This window comes from Phocaeicola sp. (assembly GCF_057861905.1).
In genome coordinates, this window is sequence record NZ_DBMACV010000013.1 from 41,310 (window position 1) to 57,822 (window position 16,513).

15 protein-coding genes and 4 pseudogenes are annotated in these 16,513 nt (G+C 45.4%); 6 read left to right on the forward strand and 13 right to left on the reverse strand.

Translation table 11 applies throughout. The annotated features are described in order from the left end of the window. Positions 1 to 85 precede the first annotated feature (85 nt). Genes ACZM60_RS04310 through ACZM60_RS04320 form a run of 3 tightly spaced genes read right to left on the reverse strand, consistent with a single transcriptional unit; the run spans position 86 to position 872 of the window. Positions 86 to 313 carry a hypothetical protein gene (locus ACZM60_RS04310; RefSeq protein WP_008771455.1) on the reverse strand — a complete coding sequence of 76 codons (228 nt, stop codon included), beginning with the start codon at positions 311 to 313 and terminating at the stop codon, positions 86 to 88. Further along, a complete protein-coding gene (locus tag ACZM60_RS04315; protein ID WP_008771456.1) occupies positions 310 to 630 on the reverse strand; it encodes a type II toxin-antitoxin system PemK/MazF family toxin in 321 nt (106 codons plus the stop codon). The genes ACZM60_RS04310 and ACZM60_RS04315 overlap by 4 nt, the downstream gene beginning before the upstream one ends. Then, positions 624 to 872, reverse strand: coding sequence for an AbrB/MazE/SpoVT family DNA-binding domain-containing protein (locus ACZM60_RS04320; protein WP_008771457.1), 249 nt, complete (start codon positions 870 to 872; stop codon positions 624 to 626). The genes ACZM60_RS04315 and ACZM60_RS04320 overlap by 7 nt, the downstream gene beginning before the upstream one ends. A gap of 409 nt (positions 873 to 1,281) precedes the next feature. On the opposite strand from ACZM60_RS04320, the pseudogene ACZM60_RS04325 reads away from it, so the two are divergent. The 3 genes and pseudogenes from ACZM60_RS04325 to ACZM60_RS04335 all read left to right on the forward strand — a co-directional run bounded on the left by ACZM60_RS04325 (position 1,282) and on the right by ACZM60_RS04335 (position 3,118). Further along, positions 1,282 to 2,134: pseudogene (locus tag ACZM60_RS04325) on the forward strand (virulence RhuM family protein). A gap of 16 nt (positions 2,135 to 2,150) precedes the next feature. Then, complete coding sequence (locus tag ACZM60_RS04330) at positions 2,151 to 2,480, forward strand: hypothetical protein (protein ID WP_005868780.1); 330 nt, start codon at positions 2,151 to 2,153, stop codon at positions 2,478 to 2,480. Positions 2,481 to 2,521: 41 nt separating this feature from the next. Next, a complete protein-coding gene (locus ACZM60_RS04335; RefSeq protein WP_005868781.1) occupies positions 2,522 to 3,118 on the forward strand; it encodes a recombinase family protein in 597 nt (198 codons plus the stop codon). Between the two features lie 112 nt (positions 3,119 to 3,230). Here ACZM60_RS04335 and ACZM60_RS04340 read toward each other — a convergent pair whose 3' ends face one another. From ACZM60_RS04340 to ACZM60_RS04360, 5 genes are all read right to left on the reverse strand, one after another. Then, a complete protein-coding gene (locus tag ACZM60_RS04340) occupies positions 3,231 to 3,629 on the reverse strand; it encodes a hypothetical protein (RefSeq protein ID WP_005868782.1) in 399 nt (132 codons plus the stop codon). A 348-nt stretch (positions 3,630 to 3,977) separates the two neighbouring features. Next, a complete protein-coding gene (locus tag ACZM60_RS04345) occupies positions 3,978 to 4,388 on the reverse strand; it encodes a hypothetical protein (RefSeq protein ID WP_005868783.1) in 411 nt (136 codons plus the stop codon). Positions 4,389 to 4,564: 176 nt separating this feature from the next. Then, positions 4,565 to 5,191, reverse strand: coding sequence for a JAB domain-containing protein (locus ACZM60_RS04350; RefSeq protein ID WP_005868785.1), 627 nt, complete (start codon positions 5,189 to 5,191; stop codon positions 4,565 to 4,567). An 881-nt stretch (positions 5,192 to 6,072) separates the two neighbouring features. Continuing rightward, positions 6,073 to 7,281, reverse strand: a complete 1,209-nt coding sequence (locus tag ACZM60_RS04355; protein ID WP_005868786.1) for a hypothetical protein — start codon at positions 7,279 to 7,281, stop codon at positions 6,073 to 6,075. Between the two features lie 203 nt (positions 7,282 to 7,484). Beyond that, complete coding sequence (locus ACZM60_RS04360; RefSeq protein ID WP_224201638.1) at positions 7,485 to 7,658, reverse strand: hypothetical protein; 174 nt, start codon at positions 7,656 to 7,658, stop codon at positions 7,485 to 7,487. On the opposite strand from ACZM60_RS04360, the pseudogene ACZM60_RS04365 reads away from it, so the two are divergent. The 3 genes and pseudogenes from ACZM60_RS04365 to ACZM60_RS04375 form a co-directional block, all read left to right on the forward strand. Further along, positions 7,640 to 8,899, forward strand: a pseudogene (locus ACZM60_RS04365) (IS1380 family transposase); the annotation flags it as partial. The gene ACZM60_RS04360 and the pseudogene ACZM60_RS04365 sit on opposite strands and share 19 nt — an antisense overlap. 214 nt (positions 8,900 to 9,113) lie before the next feature. Then, on the forward strand, positions 9,114 to 10,391 hold the full coding sequence (locus tag ACZM60_RS04370) for a type II toxin-antitoxin system HipA family toxin (protein ID WP_008771460.1): 1,278 nt from the start codon (positions 9,114 to 9,116) through the stop codon (positions 10,389 to 10,391). Between the two features lie 17 nt (positions 10,392 to 10,408). After that, a pseudogene (locus ACZM60_RS04375) lies at positions 10,409 to 10,639 on the forward strand (DUF4372 domain-containing protein); the annotation flags it as partial. Between the two features lie 234 nt (positions 10,640 to 10,873). Here ACZM60_RS04375 and tnpC read toward each other — a convergent pair. The 5 genes and pseudogenes from tnpC to ACZM60_RS04400 all read right to left on the reverse strand — a co-directional run. Next, positions 10,874 to 12,418 (reverse strand): annotated as a pseudogene (tnpC, locus tag ACZM60_RS04380) (IS66 family transposase); the annotation flags it as partial. 103 nt (positions 12,419 to 12,521) lie between these two features. Further along, positions 12,522 to 12,905, reverse strand: a complete 384-nt coding sequence (gene tnpB, locus ACZM60_RS04385) for an IS66 family insertion sequence element accessory protein TnpB (RefSeq protein ID WP_008771462.1) — start codon at positions 12,903 to 12,905, stop codon at positions 12,522 to 12,524. Beyond that, positions 12,893 to 13,309 carry an IS66 family insertion sequence element accessory protein TnpA gene (gene tnpA, locus ACZM60_RS04390; protein ID WP_008997427.1) on the reverse strand — a complete coding sequence of 139 codons (417 nt, stop codon included), beginning with the start codon at positions 13,307 to 13,309 and terminating at the stop codon, positions 12,893 to 12,895. Before tnpA ends, tnpB begins: the two co-directional genes overlap by 13 nt. A 362-nt stretch (positions 13,310 to 13,671) precedes the next feature. Continuing rightward, the gene (locus ACZM60_RS04395; protein ID WP_489520887.1) at positions 13,672 to 15,378 is read right to left on the reverse strand and encodes a fimbrillin family protein; all 1,707 of its coding nucleotides are present in this window, start codon (positions 15,376 to 15,378) and stop codon (positions 13,672 to 13,674) included. Between the two features lie 22 nt (positions 15,379 to 15,400). After that, positions 15,401 to 16,513: fimbrillin family protein (locus tag ACZM60_RS04400; RefSeq protein ID WP_489520888.1), on the reverse strand; the 1,113-nt coding region annotated here is incomplete at its 5' end.

Sequence of the window (16,513 nt, forward strand, 5' to 3'; positions counted from 1 at the left end):
AAAATTAGCGTGCAAAGATAATTAATCCAATGGATTATTTAAAGTCTGGCATCCGCAGCAAGCCCTGCCCTCGCCCAATGGAGTGTTACTTTACATTAAAGTATTCTATAAACATATCCTTTAAAGAGATGATTCGGTTTGCTCCATGGTCAAAATCTCCATGAAGCTGGCACAGATCATCAAAGATATCCTGGTACTCTCCATCACTGTTAGTCAGTTCCTGGCTCCCATGCTTGGCATAGGCTTCGGCACATTTTTTAAGATACTCCGCAAAATCCTTACAAGTAGGTTTATTCTCTTTCTCTTCCATCATTCACAAAACATTTGTCGAAACACTTCTTTCAGTTCCTCTATTTCCCTGTTGTTAAGTTCTCCAATTTTTCGTTTTATACGGCTTTTATCCACCGTGCGAATTTGATCAGTGGCTATCTCTCCTTCACGCCCGGCTACAGAACACAGAACCCGGTAAGGATAGTTCCTTATCGTGGAGGTTATCGGAACAATGACTACTGTTGTAAGGTACATATTCAAATCTGAAGGAGTGACAACAACACATGGCCGTGTCTTTGCCATTTCACCCCCACGGGTAGGGTCTAACTCTACCCAATACACTCCATACTGTTCTACCATGTCCAATCCTCAAACTTTTCATCCTCAAACACATCAGGGATAAGCAACTCATCATCCCCATTCTCATGGGCACGTTTGGCAGCTTCCGCCCATCCCTGCCGTGGTTGTGCCTTTATCACAATATTGTTCCCGTCCAAAGAAACGCTCACAGTCGATTTCAAGGACAAACGCAACTGTTTCAATATTTCGGAAGGAAGTATTATCCCCTTGCTGTTTCCAATCTGAATAATATTCGTTACCATAATGTTATAACTTTATAAGTTGATTATCACGATACAAATATAGATAAAGTTATAACAACACCAAAAGAAAAACTAACTTTTTCCCATTTTCACCGATAACCCGGCCAACGGCTTCACTCGTCGAGAGTGCTGGTGTATCCCCTTGCCGTACGGCGCTCCCCGACATATGATTCTTATCATGTCTTGTGTCCTTTTCTCCGGCTTCTAACAAACAAACGTGCATTAAAATGTTTCCATTTGAATTTTAGTTATTTGATACCCCAACTATGAACAACAAGACAGCAGAATGTTTCTGTTTTATTAAAATAAAAAGGGAACAAATTTTTAAGGTAATACTTACGGAAAAAACAGACTTTATAACGTTTCTTTTTCGTACATTTGCAACAATATAATAAAAGCGAAACATATAATGGAGAAGCAAGGAGAAATCATACTATACCAACCGGATGAAGCTGTAAGGTTGGAAGTACGTTTAGAAGATGAAACCGTTTGGCTCACACAAGCGCAGATAGCAGAACTTTTTCAACGTGACAGAACCGTTATTACCAAACATATAAATAATGTTTTTAAGGAAAAGGAATTGGAAGAGAAAAGCAATGTGCATTTTTTGCACATTGCTAATTCCGATAAGCCTGTCAAGTTCTTTAGTCTAGACGTAATAATTTCAGTTGGATACAGAGTTAAAAGCGTAAGAGGTACGCAATTCAGGCAATGGGCAAATAAAATTTTAAAAGAATATTTATTGAAAGGTTATTCTATAAACCAACGGCTCAATGACATGGAATATAGAATGAACAATAGATTCTTCCAAATAGAGAAAACCATTGCTGAACATGATGCAAAGATAGACTTCTTTGTACGCACCTCATTGCCTCCGGTGGAAGGTATATTCTTTGACGGTCAGATATTCGATGCGTATAAGTTTGCTACAGATTTAATAAAGTCTGCCAAATGCTCACTTGTGCTTATCGACAACTATGTAGATGAATCCGTGTTACTCATGTTGAGCAAACGAAACAGTGGAGTATCAGCTACTATTTATACACAAAATAAACGCACAGCTCCAACTTGATTTAAACAAACACAATGACCAATATCCTCCCATTGAAGCTAGAACCTACAAAAGTAGTCATGACCGCTTCTTAATCATTGATAATACGGAAGTATATCATATTGGGGCATCGCTAAAGGATTTGGGCAAGAAAATGTTTGCTTTCTCCAAACTGGAACTTCCTGCCCATACGATAATTGATGTATTATGAAATAAGCTAATCACCCATGCGAGAAGCGGAAGAGAATATAAAATTCAAGATGGAAATTGACGTATTGGTTCCCATTCCACGTACTGTCACCCGTGATTTCACCAGTTTGAAGCACCTGCGTCAATGGCAGAAACGGAATGACATCGATGGTTCTCTTTACTGTTTTGCACACCGGGAATACCTGCTCAACGAAAAGGGAGAATGGGAACAATTTACCGTTATCGGCAAACAGGTAGTGACTATCGGAGAACTGGAAAGGCTTCTTTTGGCAATGAAGCAAAAGGGGTTCAACCAATACAGCCGTGAGGAATATGAAGAATTAATGTCTTCATATTTGAAAAAGTGAAGAATTAAAACCTTCATTACACATTTAAATACGAAAACAGGATGAAAATAGGATATGCCCGTGTTTCCACCAAGGAACAACATCTGGATATGCAACTGGAAGCGTTGAAGGCTGCCGGATGCGAGAAAATCTTCTCTGAGAAAATGACCGGACGTCAACAAAACCGCCCGGAACTGGATGCCTGCCTGAGCTTTCTCCGGGAAGGCGACACACTTGTCGTATATAAGCTGGACCGGCTTGGCCGTTCGCTGAAGAATATCCTTACGCTATTGGAAGATTTCAAGAATAGGGGCATCCAATTCACCTCACTGCAAGACAACATCAGTACGGAAGGCGCAATCGGCCAACTGATGAACAACATTCTCGGTGCTTTCGCTCAGTTTGAAAGAGACCTTATCTATGAGAGAACCCAAGAAGGCAGAAGAATCGCCAAGGAAAAAGGTGTCAAATTCGGCAGAAAGACACTTATCAACAAAAACAACATCGCCAAGCAGAAAAGCTGCATCCAACTCTATGAATCCGGAACGCCGGTAAGGGAGATACAGAAAATATTAAACATAGGCAGTAGCGGAACAGTATATCGCCTATTAAGAAGGAATGGAATTGCGCTGAAATCCGAGAACAAAAATAACAAATAACGAATAAACCTCTGCCCATCCTTCAAAGATGATTCTCAAAGATCGTCTGCAATTCCACCTCTCAGCAAGATTATAGGAAAGTCCCCTTCACGGGGACTGATTTTTTTTAATTTTAATACAATAACTCCATGCACTCCTGTACCGCTTTTTCCAATGCTTCTTCCAAACAACAAAAAGCGTCCGCATTACTTTCGGAGTCATACAACACATAATCTCCAGCCCTCACAACCACATGCCAGACCGCCACGTTTTGTTCTGTTTGAAACGTATATTCACGAGTCTGTATCATCCATTGGATACATGCTGCCAGTGTCGGGCACTCGCACATATACATCGGGGTATTCCTTCCCTCAATATCGGTGCGTAGCCTATCCTGTTTGTCATACCAATACTCACAAGGCACGTAATAGTATAATTCCTTCATCATAAGAGCTGTGTCGCTATTAACCAATCTCTCTTTGTTGATTTGTGTAATCAAATTTTCCATATTAGCATTATTTAAGTTGAACATCTGATTTATTCTTCAGCTAGATTCAAGACCTTTTCATTTTTTGTATCGGGAAGGTCTTTGGTCAGCCGACCTTTTTTTTGATGTCATTCCCCATCTGAGTTCTGAGCCTTTTTTCGGCATATCAAGGTCTGGATTGCAAGCAATAAGCCAAGTTTCACTTATGGAAAATGTCGGGAAGACACTTCTTCATCGTTATTTTCCATACAGTAAAGGCGCATGGCCGTAACTTGCCATTTGCGGAATCCCGAAACCTTTGCCGAGCAAAAAGCCGGACTCGGATCGGAGGAAAGAAGCCGGGGGAGGCAGCCCACAGAAAGGGCAATCCGATACAATCAAGAAATTAACCTGCTATACCCTTGTGCGAGTGAAATAATCCATCATAGACACTACATACCTAAGTAGTGGTATCAATACACCGATCACATATATCATAGCGTAGCCCAAAAGGACAAAAGGTAATGTTTTACGATAAAGACATGCAACAGCGAGCAATATAAACGAAAAAGAAAAGCCATAAACCCCATATTGAAAACCGGGTATCAACTCATAAACAGGTACGGGTTCCGGATGAAGCATGGCTCCGGCCACAATAGAATAAAGGCTGGTCAATAATATAAGCAGCGTATATAAGCAACTCTTAAGAATCCTGGGATCATTCCTTTTACAATAGAGAATCGTTCGGATATCACTTCTAAGAAACTCAATGCCCAGTAAGAGAGCCACCATAACGCCTGTATCAAAAGTAGAAAATACATTCATTCCGATCACCTTTGGCGCGAAGATATGTATTTATTCTGAAAAGCCACGTCTTTGCGTATTTTACGATGTCGCATCCGATAGTCCGGGAAGCATTTTTTTGGTTCTTTTTTGGGGTGACTGCCAAAAAAGAACCCCGAAGCCGAAATCCCGGGCAGACGGGATTTCTCCCGTCCACCTTACCTATTTTGCAATCTTCCCTCGTCCGCATAGCTATAATAGTTATTGCCTGCCACAATCACATGGTCAACCAAACGGATGTCTAATGTTTCAGCGGCTTTTTTAACTGCTTCCGTCAAGCGGTCATCCGCACTGCTGGGCTTGCGTGCTCCTGATGGGTGGTTATGTACCATGATAAAAGATACGGCGTTATAATACAATGCCTGCTTCATGATAACCCGTATATCCACAGGGGCGGTATTTATCCCGCCGCATGAGATACGGACTTTACGGATGAGTTTGGACGAACTGTTCAGCAACAGCACCCACATCTCTTCAGTAGCTATATCGCACAAAACAGGATGCATCATTTTATAAACATTATTGCTGGATAAAAGCGCAGGACTTTCAACTTGCCCTTCTTTCAGCCGTTTATATAGCTCAATCGCCGCATAAGCGACTTTTTTACGGCTGGGTGTTAGTGTTTCCAGTACATCAGACAAGCACAATCCTTCTATTTCCATCTGTTCATACTTATATTCTTCACGTTTCAGTTTCTCACTGTTCGTCAAGGTATAAATCAACTCGCTGTTTTCCATCACCCGATAAACGTCATTCACTTCAAATACGGTTCTCTTCGTTTTCATACTGCCAAAAATTAAAAGATTAATACTCGCAAACATCGCTTGTCGCCCCAACCATAAATTTTTCCTCAACTGATTGGGAACAGTGCATTGAAGAGAAAGCGGGAAAGACGGATCAGAACGGGATTGAACTGGTAAATACTACCTCCCGGAATGGGAGGATGGAGATTTGGCTTTTCAATATCGGGCGTTCCGGCCACGCCTACCTTCGCAATGTTCCTATCAGTTCAGGAAAAAATCATCATACCTCTCTTCCGGCATAGCCGGAGCGTAGAGCGTTAGGGATAGCAGGGAAAAGCCTGGAGGGTAACGAGGACTTGCAACGAATAGCCCGGTCAGAAGGGAACGCCCTGAAAAACTAATTCGGATACAGAAGATGAACAGAACCGCCTTCCAATCATATAAAAAAACGTGAAAATCAACACATACTTCCGAAAAATCTTTTTCCGAAAGTACGTATAGGGCATGTGAAGGGAAAATTTATTTTCCCAGTCATTTCTATGTTATCGCTTTGGGGATATTTAAAGGGGTTAGGAGTTTAGGTCTTTATTATGTATTTTGGTGGATGGTTTTACACAGCCGATACCTTTTATTTAAAAATTTCTCTCTTTTATTTCACTGATATACCGACATATAAAAAAAACAGGGATTACCTATTCCCTTCATTAACGGGTGGACGGTTTTACACAGCTGACAAGTGAAACCGGACGCTTTTACACAACTAAAGCAAAAGGAGTGGACGGTTCTACACAACTAGAAGCAACAAACGGGACACTTCTACACAACTAAAACAGGCAAAGCGGATGACTCCACACATCTAATCACCCCAATAGGGACACTTCTACACAACTAATTCTATAAAAAACCGTGAAACGTGGACGGTTCTACACAGCTGGATCGTCCATGTTCACCGCCCCGTCCGTCTCCGGAGATATGAACTCTTCAGGAGCAGGAGCAACTTCCGTTCCATTGGCACTCTCCAACTCTTCCTGTGCCCATCCTTCCGGAAACCTGCCGAATACAGCCACGAAATCACTGATATATATCTGTTTTTTCTTTTCTACGCTTTCCGGGGAGTTTGCCCATAAAAGGAACTCTTTATACAGTCCGGCATCTTCCTCCACCTCTTTGATCTTCTTCCTCCTGACAGCCATATCCGTGTCCGGGTAGGCAATCTCGACATACAGCCCAAGCAGGTTCTTATAGAATTTCTTCACCACGACAGCATATTGTCCTTCATCAAAATAGTGCAGCGTATGCCTAGGAAACGAGAACAACACGGTATATGCCCATCTCTCATGATCGCCTTTCACAAAAGAGAAATTGAAATTGGTATATTTCAGGTAAGTATTCATCTTTTTCAGTATCGAGGCGACCTTCTTTTTCCGGTCTTTGGGTTCGGCAATCTCTATGCCGAGCTTTTTAGCCAGCTGATCGACTGTCAGCACATAAAAAGGAGCCTCATTCTTGGTGGTCTTATACTTGATCAGGTAAACCATCTTGGAAAGTTCCAGATAGAAATAGCGGTAACGGCTGGGCAGGCTACGGTAATCCTGAAGTTCCAAGAGGTTATAGAGCGAGAACATGAAATTCTTTATCTCCGGGCTTACCACTGCCGAGTACAGCCTTTTCGTTGACTTCTTCGTCTTGAAATCGGTCATTATGTCGAAACGTTTCAAGATCTGCACGAAATTATAGGATGTACGGCCATCCTCGCCAATGGTCGGATAGCAGAGGTTCTCCAATCCCAGTTTATAGAGAGCCGCCTCAAAAACCGTCTCGATAGGATGGCTGATTCTCTGTCCTGCCGTGTCGGTACATACATATTCCGGCTGCATATTCTTTCCGAACATGGCCGCGAGCTGCCGGCTATCCAGCTTGCGCTGCAAGTTGGTACGGTCATACCCCATCTTACGGCAGAAGTCTTCTACGGAGAACCAGGAAGTCCCGAACAAGTCTTTGAGGTGATAGCTGCCCAGGTATATGATCAGATCGAGCATGACATTTCCACCTGCCTCATACAACCGTTCAATCAGCACGGAATTATAGCTTTCCCCAAGCACCCTAGGGACACGAATCAGTTCTTTTGCCATGATAATACTTACAAAATCAATCCTTTCTCTGTTTTCATTGCCACAAAGATAGGCATACCGGCCAACATACGCGTCATAATTATCAATCAGTTTTAACGGTATGACCGGTATGGGAAAAGGAGAAGTACTTTCCTGAAGAATGCTTTATCCGCCCTTCATCAGAAAGAAAGCATCTTACACCTGTACCCCATAGACATCCTATATTACTTTTTCAGTTCTTCCGATAAAAAGGAACGGTCTATCAATACTTGCACCAATGGTTTCTCTTTGACAAACTCATCAAGCTCACGCTTTATCAATTTATTGCCCAACCCTATGCGTCGTCCAAATTCCTCGAAATCCTTCCGCCCTACCTGATGAGCAATTTGACTCCACATTGTCATCTGTAATCGACTCAACCCTCGGTCTAAGGTGTAGATCGTTAGGTTATCAGTACAGCGAAATCATCCGTTCTCTCATGAGTATCTACTTCTGTGGTGGCTCATGTATTGAGGATGTCACTACTCATTTGATGAACCATCTCTCGCTTCATCCGACACTTCATACTTGTAGTTCTGATACTATCCTCAGAGCGATAAAGGAACTGACGCAAGAAAACATCTCATACACATCAGATACGGGTAAGAACTACGATTTCAACACGGCTGACACTCTCAATACTTTACTGCTCAATTGTATGTTTGCATCTGACCAACTGAAAGAGGGTGAGAAGTATGATGCAAAGCCTACATACAAGAAGTTCTCTGGTTATCGCCCTGGCGTGGCGGTTATTGGTGACTTGATTGTTGGCATTGAGAATAGCGATGGTAACACAAAAGTTCCATTTCATGGCACGTTTTCTCGCCATGGCAGAGCTTAAGTAAACTTAGCTCTGCTCATCTGGCTTAACGAAAACCTTCGTTTTCATCAGAAGGACACGCTGAAGAGGTTCTTTGAGAGATTTGAACAGAACAGGCTCACTATCAATCGTTTCAGAGCTGATTGCGGATCATGTTCCGAGGAAATCGTGGAGGAAATAGAGAAACACTGCAAGTCCTTCTATATCCGCACTAACCGCTGCAGTTCGCTCTACAATGACATATTTGCTCTCAGAGGCTGGAAGACTGAGGAAATCAATGGCATTGAGTTTGAATTGAACTCTATCCTTGTTGAGAAGTGGAAGGGTAAAGCATACCGACTTGTGATTCAAAGACAGAAACGGATGGATGGTGTGCAGGATCTTTGGGAAGGAGAATACACATACCGTTGTATCCTGACTAACGACTATGAATCTTCCGTAAGAGAAATTGTCGAGTTCTATAACCTTCGTGGAGGAAAGGAACGTATCTTTGATGATATGAACAATGGTTTCGGGTGGGACAGATTGCCCAAATCCTTCATGGCCGAGAACACTGTGTTCCTTCTTCTTACAGCACTTATCCGTAACTTCTACAAGGCCATTATCCAAAGACTTGACGTAAAGAGGTTCGGACTCAATGCAACAAGTCGCATAAAAGCGTTTGTCTTCAGGTTTATCTCTGTACCAGCCAAGTGGATCAGGACATCAAGGCGGTATGTGCTGAATATCTATACCTGTAACAATGCTTACGCAGATATTTTTCAGACTGATTTTGGATAACGCCTACAACTTATGGGTATGATACTGCGTATTGTCTCAAGTCGCATTGTGGGGTAAGGGGATGTTGTAGGCAGAAGTGGGTGTTTCTGCCTCAATTTATCTGATAATTCAGTAATGAGAGGACGTGTACACGCAAGAAGGACGTTGAAGGGCTTAGTTGCGGATTTGAGGCAGGTAAGAAAATACAAAGAATTAACAGTAAACGTAAGATGGTATGAAGAAAGAGCCAATTATAGTGAATGTATATCTGTGGGGAACTTGTATTGGCAAATTGAATTGGGACTTTGAAAAGCATTGTTCTGTATTCCAATTTACGGATGAGTATAGGAAACAAGATTATGATATATGTCCTTCCACACATCCTAAGAGAACCCCTTTGTTTGCGTCTTTCTATGGGAATAAAGATAAATTATATCAAGGGCTTCCGGAATTTCTTGCAGATGCGCTTCCTGACAAATGGGGGGCTTCCCTATTTGACCAATGGCTCACGGATAACAATATAAAGGTTACGGAATCATTGCCCCTATTGAAGCTCTCTTATATTGGCAAGAGGGCTATGGGAGCATTGGAATTTGAACCGGAATTTAATGATGATGCCATCCATGAATCAGTAAACATGTCATCATTGGCAACTTTGGCTTCTAAAATATATAATGATCGAGATGCTGCTGTCATATCACCGGAGGATAGCCTCACGATGAAGAAGTTAATATATCTCGGAACTTCTGCCGGTGGCATGCGCCCGAAGGCGGTGGTTGCCTATAACCTCGAAACGGAAGAGTTCCGTTCCGGTCAGGAGGATTTGCCTGAAAATTTTAAGCAGTATATCATAAAATTTAAAGAAGCAGATGACTCTCCTACCACAGAGATAGAAATGGTATATAGCGAAATGGCAAAGGCGGCAGGAATCAACATGGTGTCATGCTTTCTGAAAGAGATTGATGGAAGAAATCATTTCGTAACGGAAAGATTTGATCGCAAGGATGGAGACAAGATTCTTAGCCAGCCCCTTGCGGCCATTATGCCAGGTGCAGATGATTATATGAAGCTATGTTGGCTGGCAGAGACTCTGAAACTTCCCCAGGAAGACAAAGATCAGATATTTATCAGAATGGTATTTAATTATGTCGCAGGTATATCTGATGACTATAATAAGAACATATCGTTTATCATGGATAAGACAGGGAGGTGGCGTTTATCACCTGCATATGATGTAATGTTCACGGCAAATACATGGGAAAATTCTTCTGCACATATTCATTCTATGGGTGTGATGGGCAAGAGATCGGCCTTGACCACAAGTGATTTTGTCAATTTCGCCGAGGATTTTGTGGAAAATCCTGAAAAGAAGATATTACAGGTGTTCGATGCTGTAAGCAAATTTCAATCATTGTGCGTCACGTATGGCATAGATAAGGCCATATCTGATAAAATTCAACATGTATTGGATGGATTGGTTACTGATGATTTGAACTTGTTGCAATTAACTTAAAGAACAGCAGATGGTGAAAGTCGTTCCAGTCTTTTCTTGAGCCACTTGTAAGCATGATATTCTGCCAGTTCGTCGACTACGTGCCATTGCGTGAAATCAGCAACGGCCTGCATTCAGCCAACGGCAACTTGAACCACTTGGGCATCCCATGTGCTCCCTCCAAGTCGAACCTCTCGTACCAAAACGAGAAACGCTCCTGTGAGTTCTTCTGCGACTGTTATTATGCACTGCTGAATTATTTCGGACAGCTTCCTTTATGAACGTATAGAAGAACGTAAGCGGTTGAGCAAATACATCTTGTACATTTGATTTTTCCCAAGAGAAATCACTCTGCTTGAGTTATGTATATGTGCAGTGGTAAGACTTATCGGTTCGTCAGAGTTTCAGGTTGCGTGTACAGTTTGTCTATGGACAGTCCTGGGATTGTCCATAGACATTCCCGTGACTGTCGGGAGAGTGTCGTGGCTTTGTCGGTATCCACCCCATCTGTCAGGAAGGAGCTCGGTGAGTTTTTTCTCTGACTTGGGAGTAAGATAATAGGGAAGTTTGCTGATTACATCATTCAGCCACTCACGTGGATTGACTCCACATTCCTTACAGGAACCGAGTAACGAGCAGATGACAGCCGTGTTTTCAGCCGCTTGCTGATTTCCACAGAACAGCATATTCTTTCTGGTCAAAACCATAGGTCTAAGTGCGTTCTCCGCCCTGTTGTTATCTATAAAAATTCTTCCATCGTACAGATAATGCCTCATTCTTGGTATGAGAGGATAAGCGTAGGCTATAGCCTTCCCCATCAGACTGCGCTTAAGCACTTTGGGGTATGTGTTTTGAAGCCAGAGCTCGAAGGCGTCAAGTAGCGGACCGGCCAGACGTTGCCGTAGCGCTGCACGTTCCTCATAGGAGAGTTGCCGCTCATCAGCCATATACTCCACGTTATACAGATCTTGTATAAATTTAAGTCCTTGCATGGCATATTCCCGGTTCTCTTCCCTGCATGACTCTATGTGGCGTCTGATATGTGCGAGACATCCGCACAGGCGCACGTCCTTCCGGTTCTCAAAAGCGTCATAAGCGGAGTAGCCGTCACACTGGAGGTATCCTTTGAACGTTTTCAAAAGATCGACCGCCACCTTTTGAGAACGCGATCCGTTGGCATAATGGAAGAAGAGCAGGCGCGGCACCGCCGCTCGTACTATCCAGATATACTCCTTTGCCGCCTTATGCCTGTCATGGTCTATGACCGGGAGAGTGGTTTCATCCACCTGTATGTAGTCAGAGGAGAGGACTTTCTTTTTGAGTTCAAGGTAAAGAGGTCTTAAAAGTTCACAGACCGGCTTGAACCAGCCATTCAACGTGTTTCTCGACAGTTTCACTCCCAGGTGTTCCGGTTGCTTGACCTGCCGGTAAAACGGAACGTGATACTCGTATTTCTGTAAAAGTATCTCCGCGAGCATGGAAGCCCCGGGCATACCTTTATATATGGGCATCAACGGCAAAGGAGCGGTAACTACCATCCGCTTCCCGTTTTCAACTGCCTCCGTTTCGTCTTTGATTGCATACGTGGGGCGTACCGTGTCTTTTACATAGAGATACCCGGGTTTCATCTCAAGGGTTCTGGTGTGTTCCTCGCCTATCTTGACGTATTTGCCAAGGTCGAGGTCTTCCGGCTCGATGACAACCGTCACGACCGGAAGGTCGTCCATGATGATCCGGTTGCGGCGTGGAGTTTTACCGGCGACTTGGGGTTTGGGGGTGATAATCTGCGCCGCCTTGTTTCTGGCCGCTTCGATTTCCGCCTCTATCTGTCCCAAGTCGCCGTAATCAAAAGGGAGCATGGGGTCCCCGTTGTTTATAGGATTGCATTTCTCACTCATCTTCCCGAACACTTTCCTTTTCAACCATGCAAGGGAAGCGTTCAGTTCAACTATCGTGGCACGGAGCTCCTCTATGGTCTTGGCCTGGGACTCGATGATCTCACTTTGCTTCCGGTTTGTCTCCATCAGCAAGGCAAGCTGTTCCAGCATGGGGTCCGTCACCCGCTTCGGCATATCTTCTTTCGTTGTCATTCAATATCCTGTTTGATTGTATAAAGGTAGTGAAAAACAACCGGAAAAGCAAGCCGGCAAGCTATTTGTTTACAGATATTTGCCAGTGTCTTTTCTGATCGGAGAGCCGTCTTTGCCTTCCCTTTCGTTTGTCCTCGTTGATGCCTTCCACCATGATGACAAGATCACTCCATGTCATGGGGTACGAGTGGGTTTCAGGATCATAAGCGGGGATTTTAAAAGTTCCTTCCTCAAGCAGTTTCTCGTACATCACCAGACCTCCCGTTTCTGCGTGCAGAAGCTTTATACGGTTTTTCAGCCTGTTGATAAAAATGTACACATCTCCATTCCGGACATCCCCGTTCATTTTTTCCCGGATCAGACCGCTCAAGCTGAACATGCCCTTACGCATGTCGGTACTGCCGGGGCATAAAAAGTAACGCGTGGAGTCGTTCAGGCAAAACATGTTCCACACAGTTTAGTGAGCAGGCTCAAAGCGGCTTTACAGCCACCCGTGCCCTTAAATTTCATTTTAATCCCGTTGGGAAGCTCCAGGGATATTTCCGAGTTGTCAGTACATTTACCGGAAGTTTTCTCTGTCTTTTGCGGACACAAGGCAGGTTGGGACTGAAACGTTGGTGCAGATACATTGTTGTTGTCTATGCTTATCGGAACAAAACCATCCATGCCAGCTGTGGGAACACTTCCGGATTTAAGCTCCTCGTCCGAGATATTGAAACGTGAGCGCCAGTCGTAAAACTGGGAACGGTTATATCCTTCATTCGCACAAAAGTCCTTTACCGTTAAGTTGCTTTGGCGTTGTCGAAGAAGAATATGGAAAAACTCCTCCCTTGTCATATATTTTGCCATAAATCCTTTTTGCACACAAAGATAAGCGGGAAAGGATATTATGACAAGATGTATTTGCTCAACCGCTTACATTGGTTTGAACACTGTCCGGCTCATCGTCATTATTTTTCTTGTCTCTGTGAAAAAGTCCCATGTTTTTAATTTAATTACTTGATTTGTTGCCTTTAATGAGCACCAATCTTGGCAATGTCCGGCTTACAGCTTCCATATTTACACTGGAGTCTATATTATTATTAACAATGCCTTGATGCCAAAACCTATATGGTGGATTCTCCGTGTGTTCCATCACGTCCTCCTTTTTTTATTGGGGTTATACTTCGGTTAATGTTCGTTGCGGGCGGAACATTTCCGCCCGCAACGGCTTACTGTTTCCTCAAGGTAGGCAATGCTCCGTTAAGTTCGTAACGCCACTCTGAGCCTGCGTTCTGCAAGGCGGTGTTCATGGCATCAACGGCGTTCTGCCAGGTAACGACAGAGCCGTCCACCTTCGTGGCTCCGGTGCTTTCCCTATTGTAGCCGATGCCTTGTTCATGATTGTTCTTCCAATAGCCGGCGGTCACGGTGGTGTAGTTATTTCCCAAAAAGCCGCCGATATGCATATAGCCAGTGCTACTACCCGTACTGGTTACGTTGCCCGTGGCATAGCAGGCAAGGAGGCTGCTTCCTGCGTTCATTCCCACCAGACTGCCGCCAGCGATATTCTTTTTGGGGTCCATTTCTATGATTACGTTGCCCGTGGCATAGCAAGCGGTCAGGGTGGCACTCGAATTCGTCTGACCTGCCACGCCGCCGACATCGACCATTCCCTTCACTGTGGCAGAGGAGCTGCATCCGGTGATGGAACCGCCTATTTGAACACCCACCACACCGCCGACATACACCGTGCCGCTGACGCTGCCCGACACCGAGCAGTTTTCAATGGTGCCCCAGCTATATCCTACCACGCCGCCAATACTGCCGCCATATATTTGATGGTTTGTTATCTGTACGCCCTCCATCACCACGTTCTTCACCGTACCAGCTCTATTGAGCCAGCCGAACAGACCCGCATATTCGTCATTTGTCGTAAAGGTCAGCCCCGTAATGGTATGGCCGCCACCGTCGAAGGTGCCTTTGTATGAGTTGTCGTAGTCTGTGCCTATCGGTGTCCAGTCTTTGCCTGTGAGGTCAATGTCTGTGTCGAGGGTAATGTTAATGTCGGTCTTACCTCCGTTCACTAATTTGGCTATATTCATCAGGCCATCGGCGGAGGTCACGGTGTAGCTGCCGTTGCTCTCTATGGTATAGCCCAGGTCTTTTGCCGCAGCGAGGGAGACGGTGTAGGTATATTCACCGCCCGCCTGCCAGTCGGTAGCATTCTTCATCTTATAAACGAAGGTCTTGCCGTTAGTGAAGGTGCAGACGATGAAGGCCGTGCCAGCTGCCACATTTTGCGGGGCTACGATGGCGGTGTAGGTGTTGCTGCCCTTGTCATACGGGACGATTATATCCGGGTTGTCGCCTTCGGTGGAGAGGCCCGTCAGCTGCACGGATGCCAGCCCCTCGGTGTAGTCCGTCAGAACGATGGTCACCCGTGCCGTGCGGTGGGTGAAGCGGAGCGTGGGGCTACCGTAGGTCACCGTCTGTCCGTCGGCTACGATGAGGTCGCTGCCCTCAAAGTCTTTCTGGGCACTTTGGTTGGCTTTTACCTTTACCGCAGGCGGAGTTGTCTCGCCAGCGGTGTAGGGCCACCACGCCGTGACGGTGATGTCGTTGTGGTTGGTCCAGTAGTACGGGTCGGTGGAGGTCAGTGTGGCGCTGGTGGGGTCGGCGGTGGAGGGCGTCACGTTGTACGTCTTCACCATGCCGTCCATCATGACTGCCACGCTCTGCACACCCGTCCAATTGCCATCCGCTGGGGCACGGGTGCCGGCGGTGGCTGTCGCGGCGGGGTTCAGCCCCGTGGCGGTGAAGACGATGGGTGTGCCTTCCGCCCCTTCTGGTAGGAAGCCCGCTTCGTCCTGTGTGCAGGCGGCAAGGCCGAGCAGCAGGGCGATGGCTGCGGATATATGGATGGTTGTTCGTTTCATGATGCGTGTTGTTTAGGGGTTGTTATTGTTTCTTTTGCAGTACGGGCAGACCGTCTGTGCCGAGTGCCCACTGGTAGTCATTGTCGGTGAGGGCGATGTTCATGCCGTCGACGGCTGTCTGCCATTTCACGGTCGCGCCGTCCACCTTCGTGGCATCTACCGTTCCTCCAAAATTACGGAATTCTCCTCGCTCGGCATTGCCTCCCCAATAACAGGAAGTTATAGTATTGTAGTTGAAACGCACTATAGCTCCAGATTCATAATCTTTCAATGTGCCGTCAAACCAGCAAGCTGTGATACTGCCATAATTTAAATCGGCTATACCACAAGTTCTACCATATGCAGAAATTTTTCCCGTCACAGAGCAGGCAATGATTTGACCCTCATTTTGCTCCACTATTCCAGCTGCTGATCCACTACTGCCATACAGATTCACATCTATGAGTTGTAGGTTCTTTATCACACCACGTACATTTAATAACCCAAAAAGTTCAGTAGTCGCTGCTGAAAAGTTTAATCCCGTAATGCGGTGTCCCTGCCCATTAAAGACGCCGGAGTAGCTAGGCCATGTGTCTATCCGTGTCCAATCCCTACCCGTCAGGTCGATGTCGGCGGTGAGGGTGCAATTTATCGATTCGTCCTTTTGTGCGGCTTTGTTCCATGCCAGTAGGCCGTCAGCGTTATAGACCATGTAACTGCCGTCGTTCTGTATAGAATAGCCCAAATCCTCAGCCTCGCCGCTCTCGCCGCCGCCGTCAACCCAGCTGCCGATGGTGCAACCCTCTAACGTCAGGCCGGTGGTGTTCACCTTAACGGTATATTTATAGCGGCTGCCCGCTTCTAATACGACGTTGTTCTGCGGACGGAAGTAGAAGGTGCCGCCGCCGAGTTCCACCTTGACGAACGGTTTGCCTGCCGCAACGGTCTGCGGGGCGGTCAGTGCCTCGTAGGTGTTGCCGCTTGCGTTGTAGGTCTTGATGGCGGTCGGGTTGCCGTTATCGGCGGACAGGCTCACGAGGCTCACCGTGGCACCAGCGACGCTCGTGAATCCCGTGCCGGGCTTCAGTTCGATTGTCACGCGTGCCGTGCGGTGGGTAAATTCAAGAGTCGGGTTGTTAAATTCCACCTTCCGGTT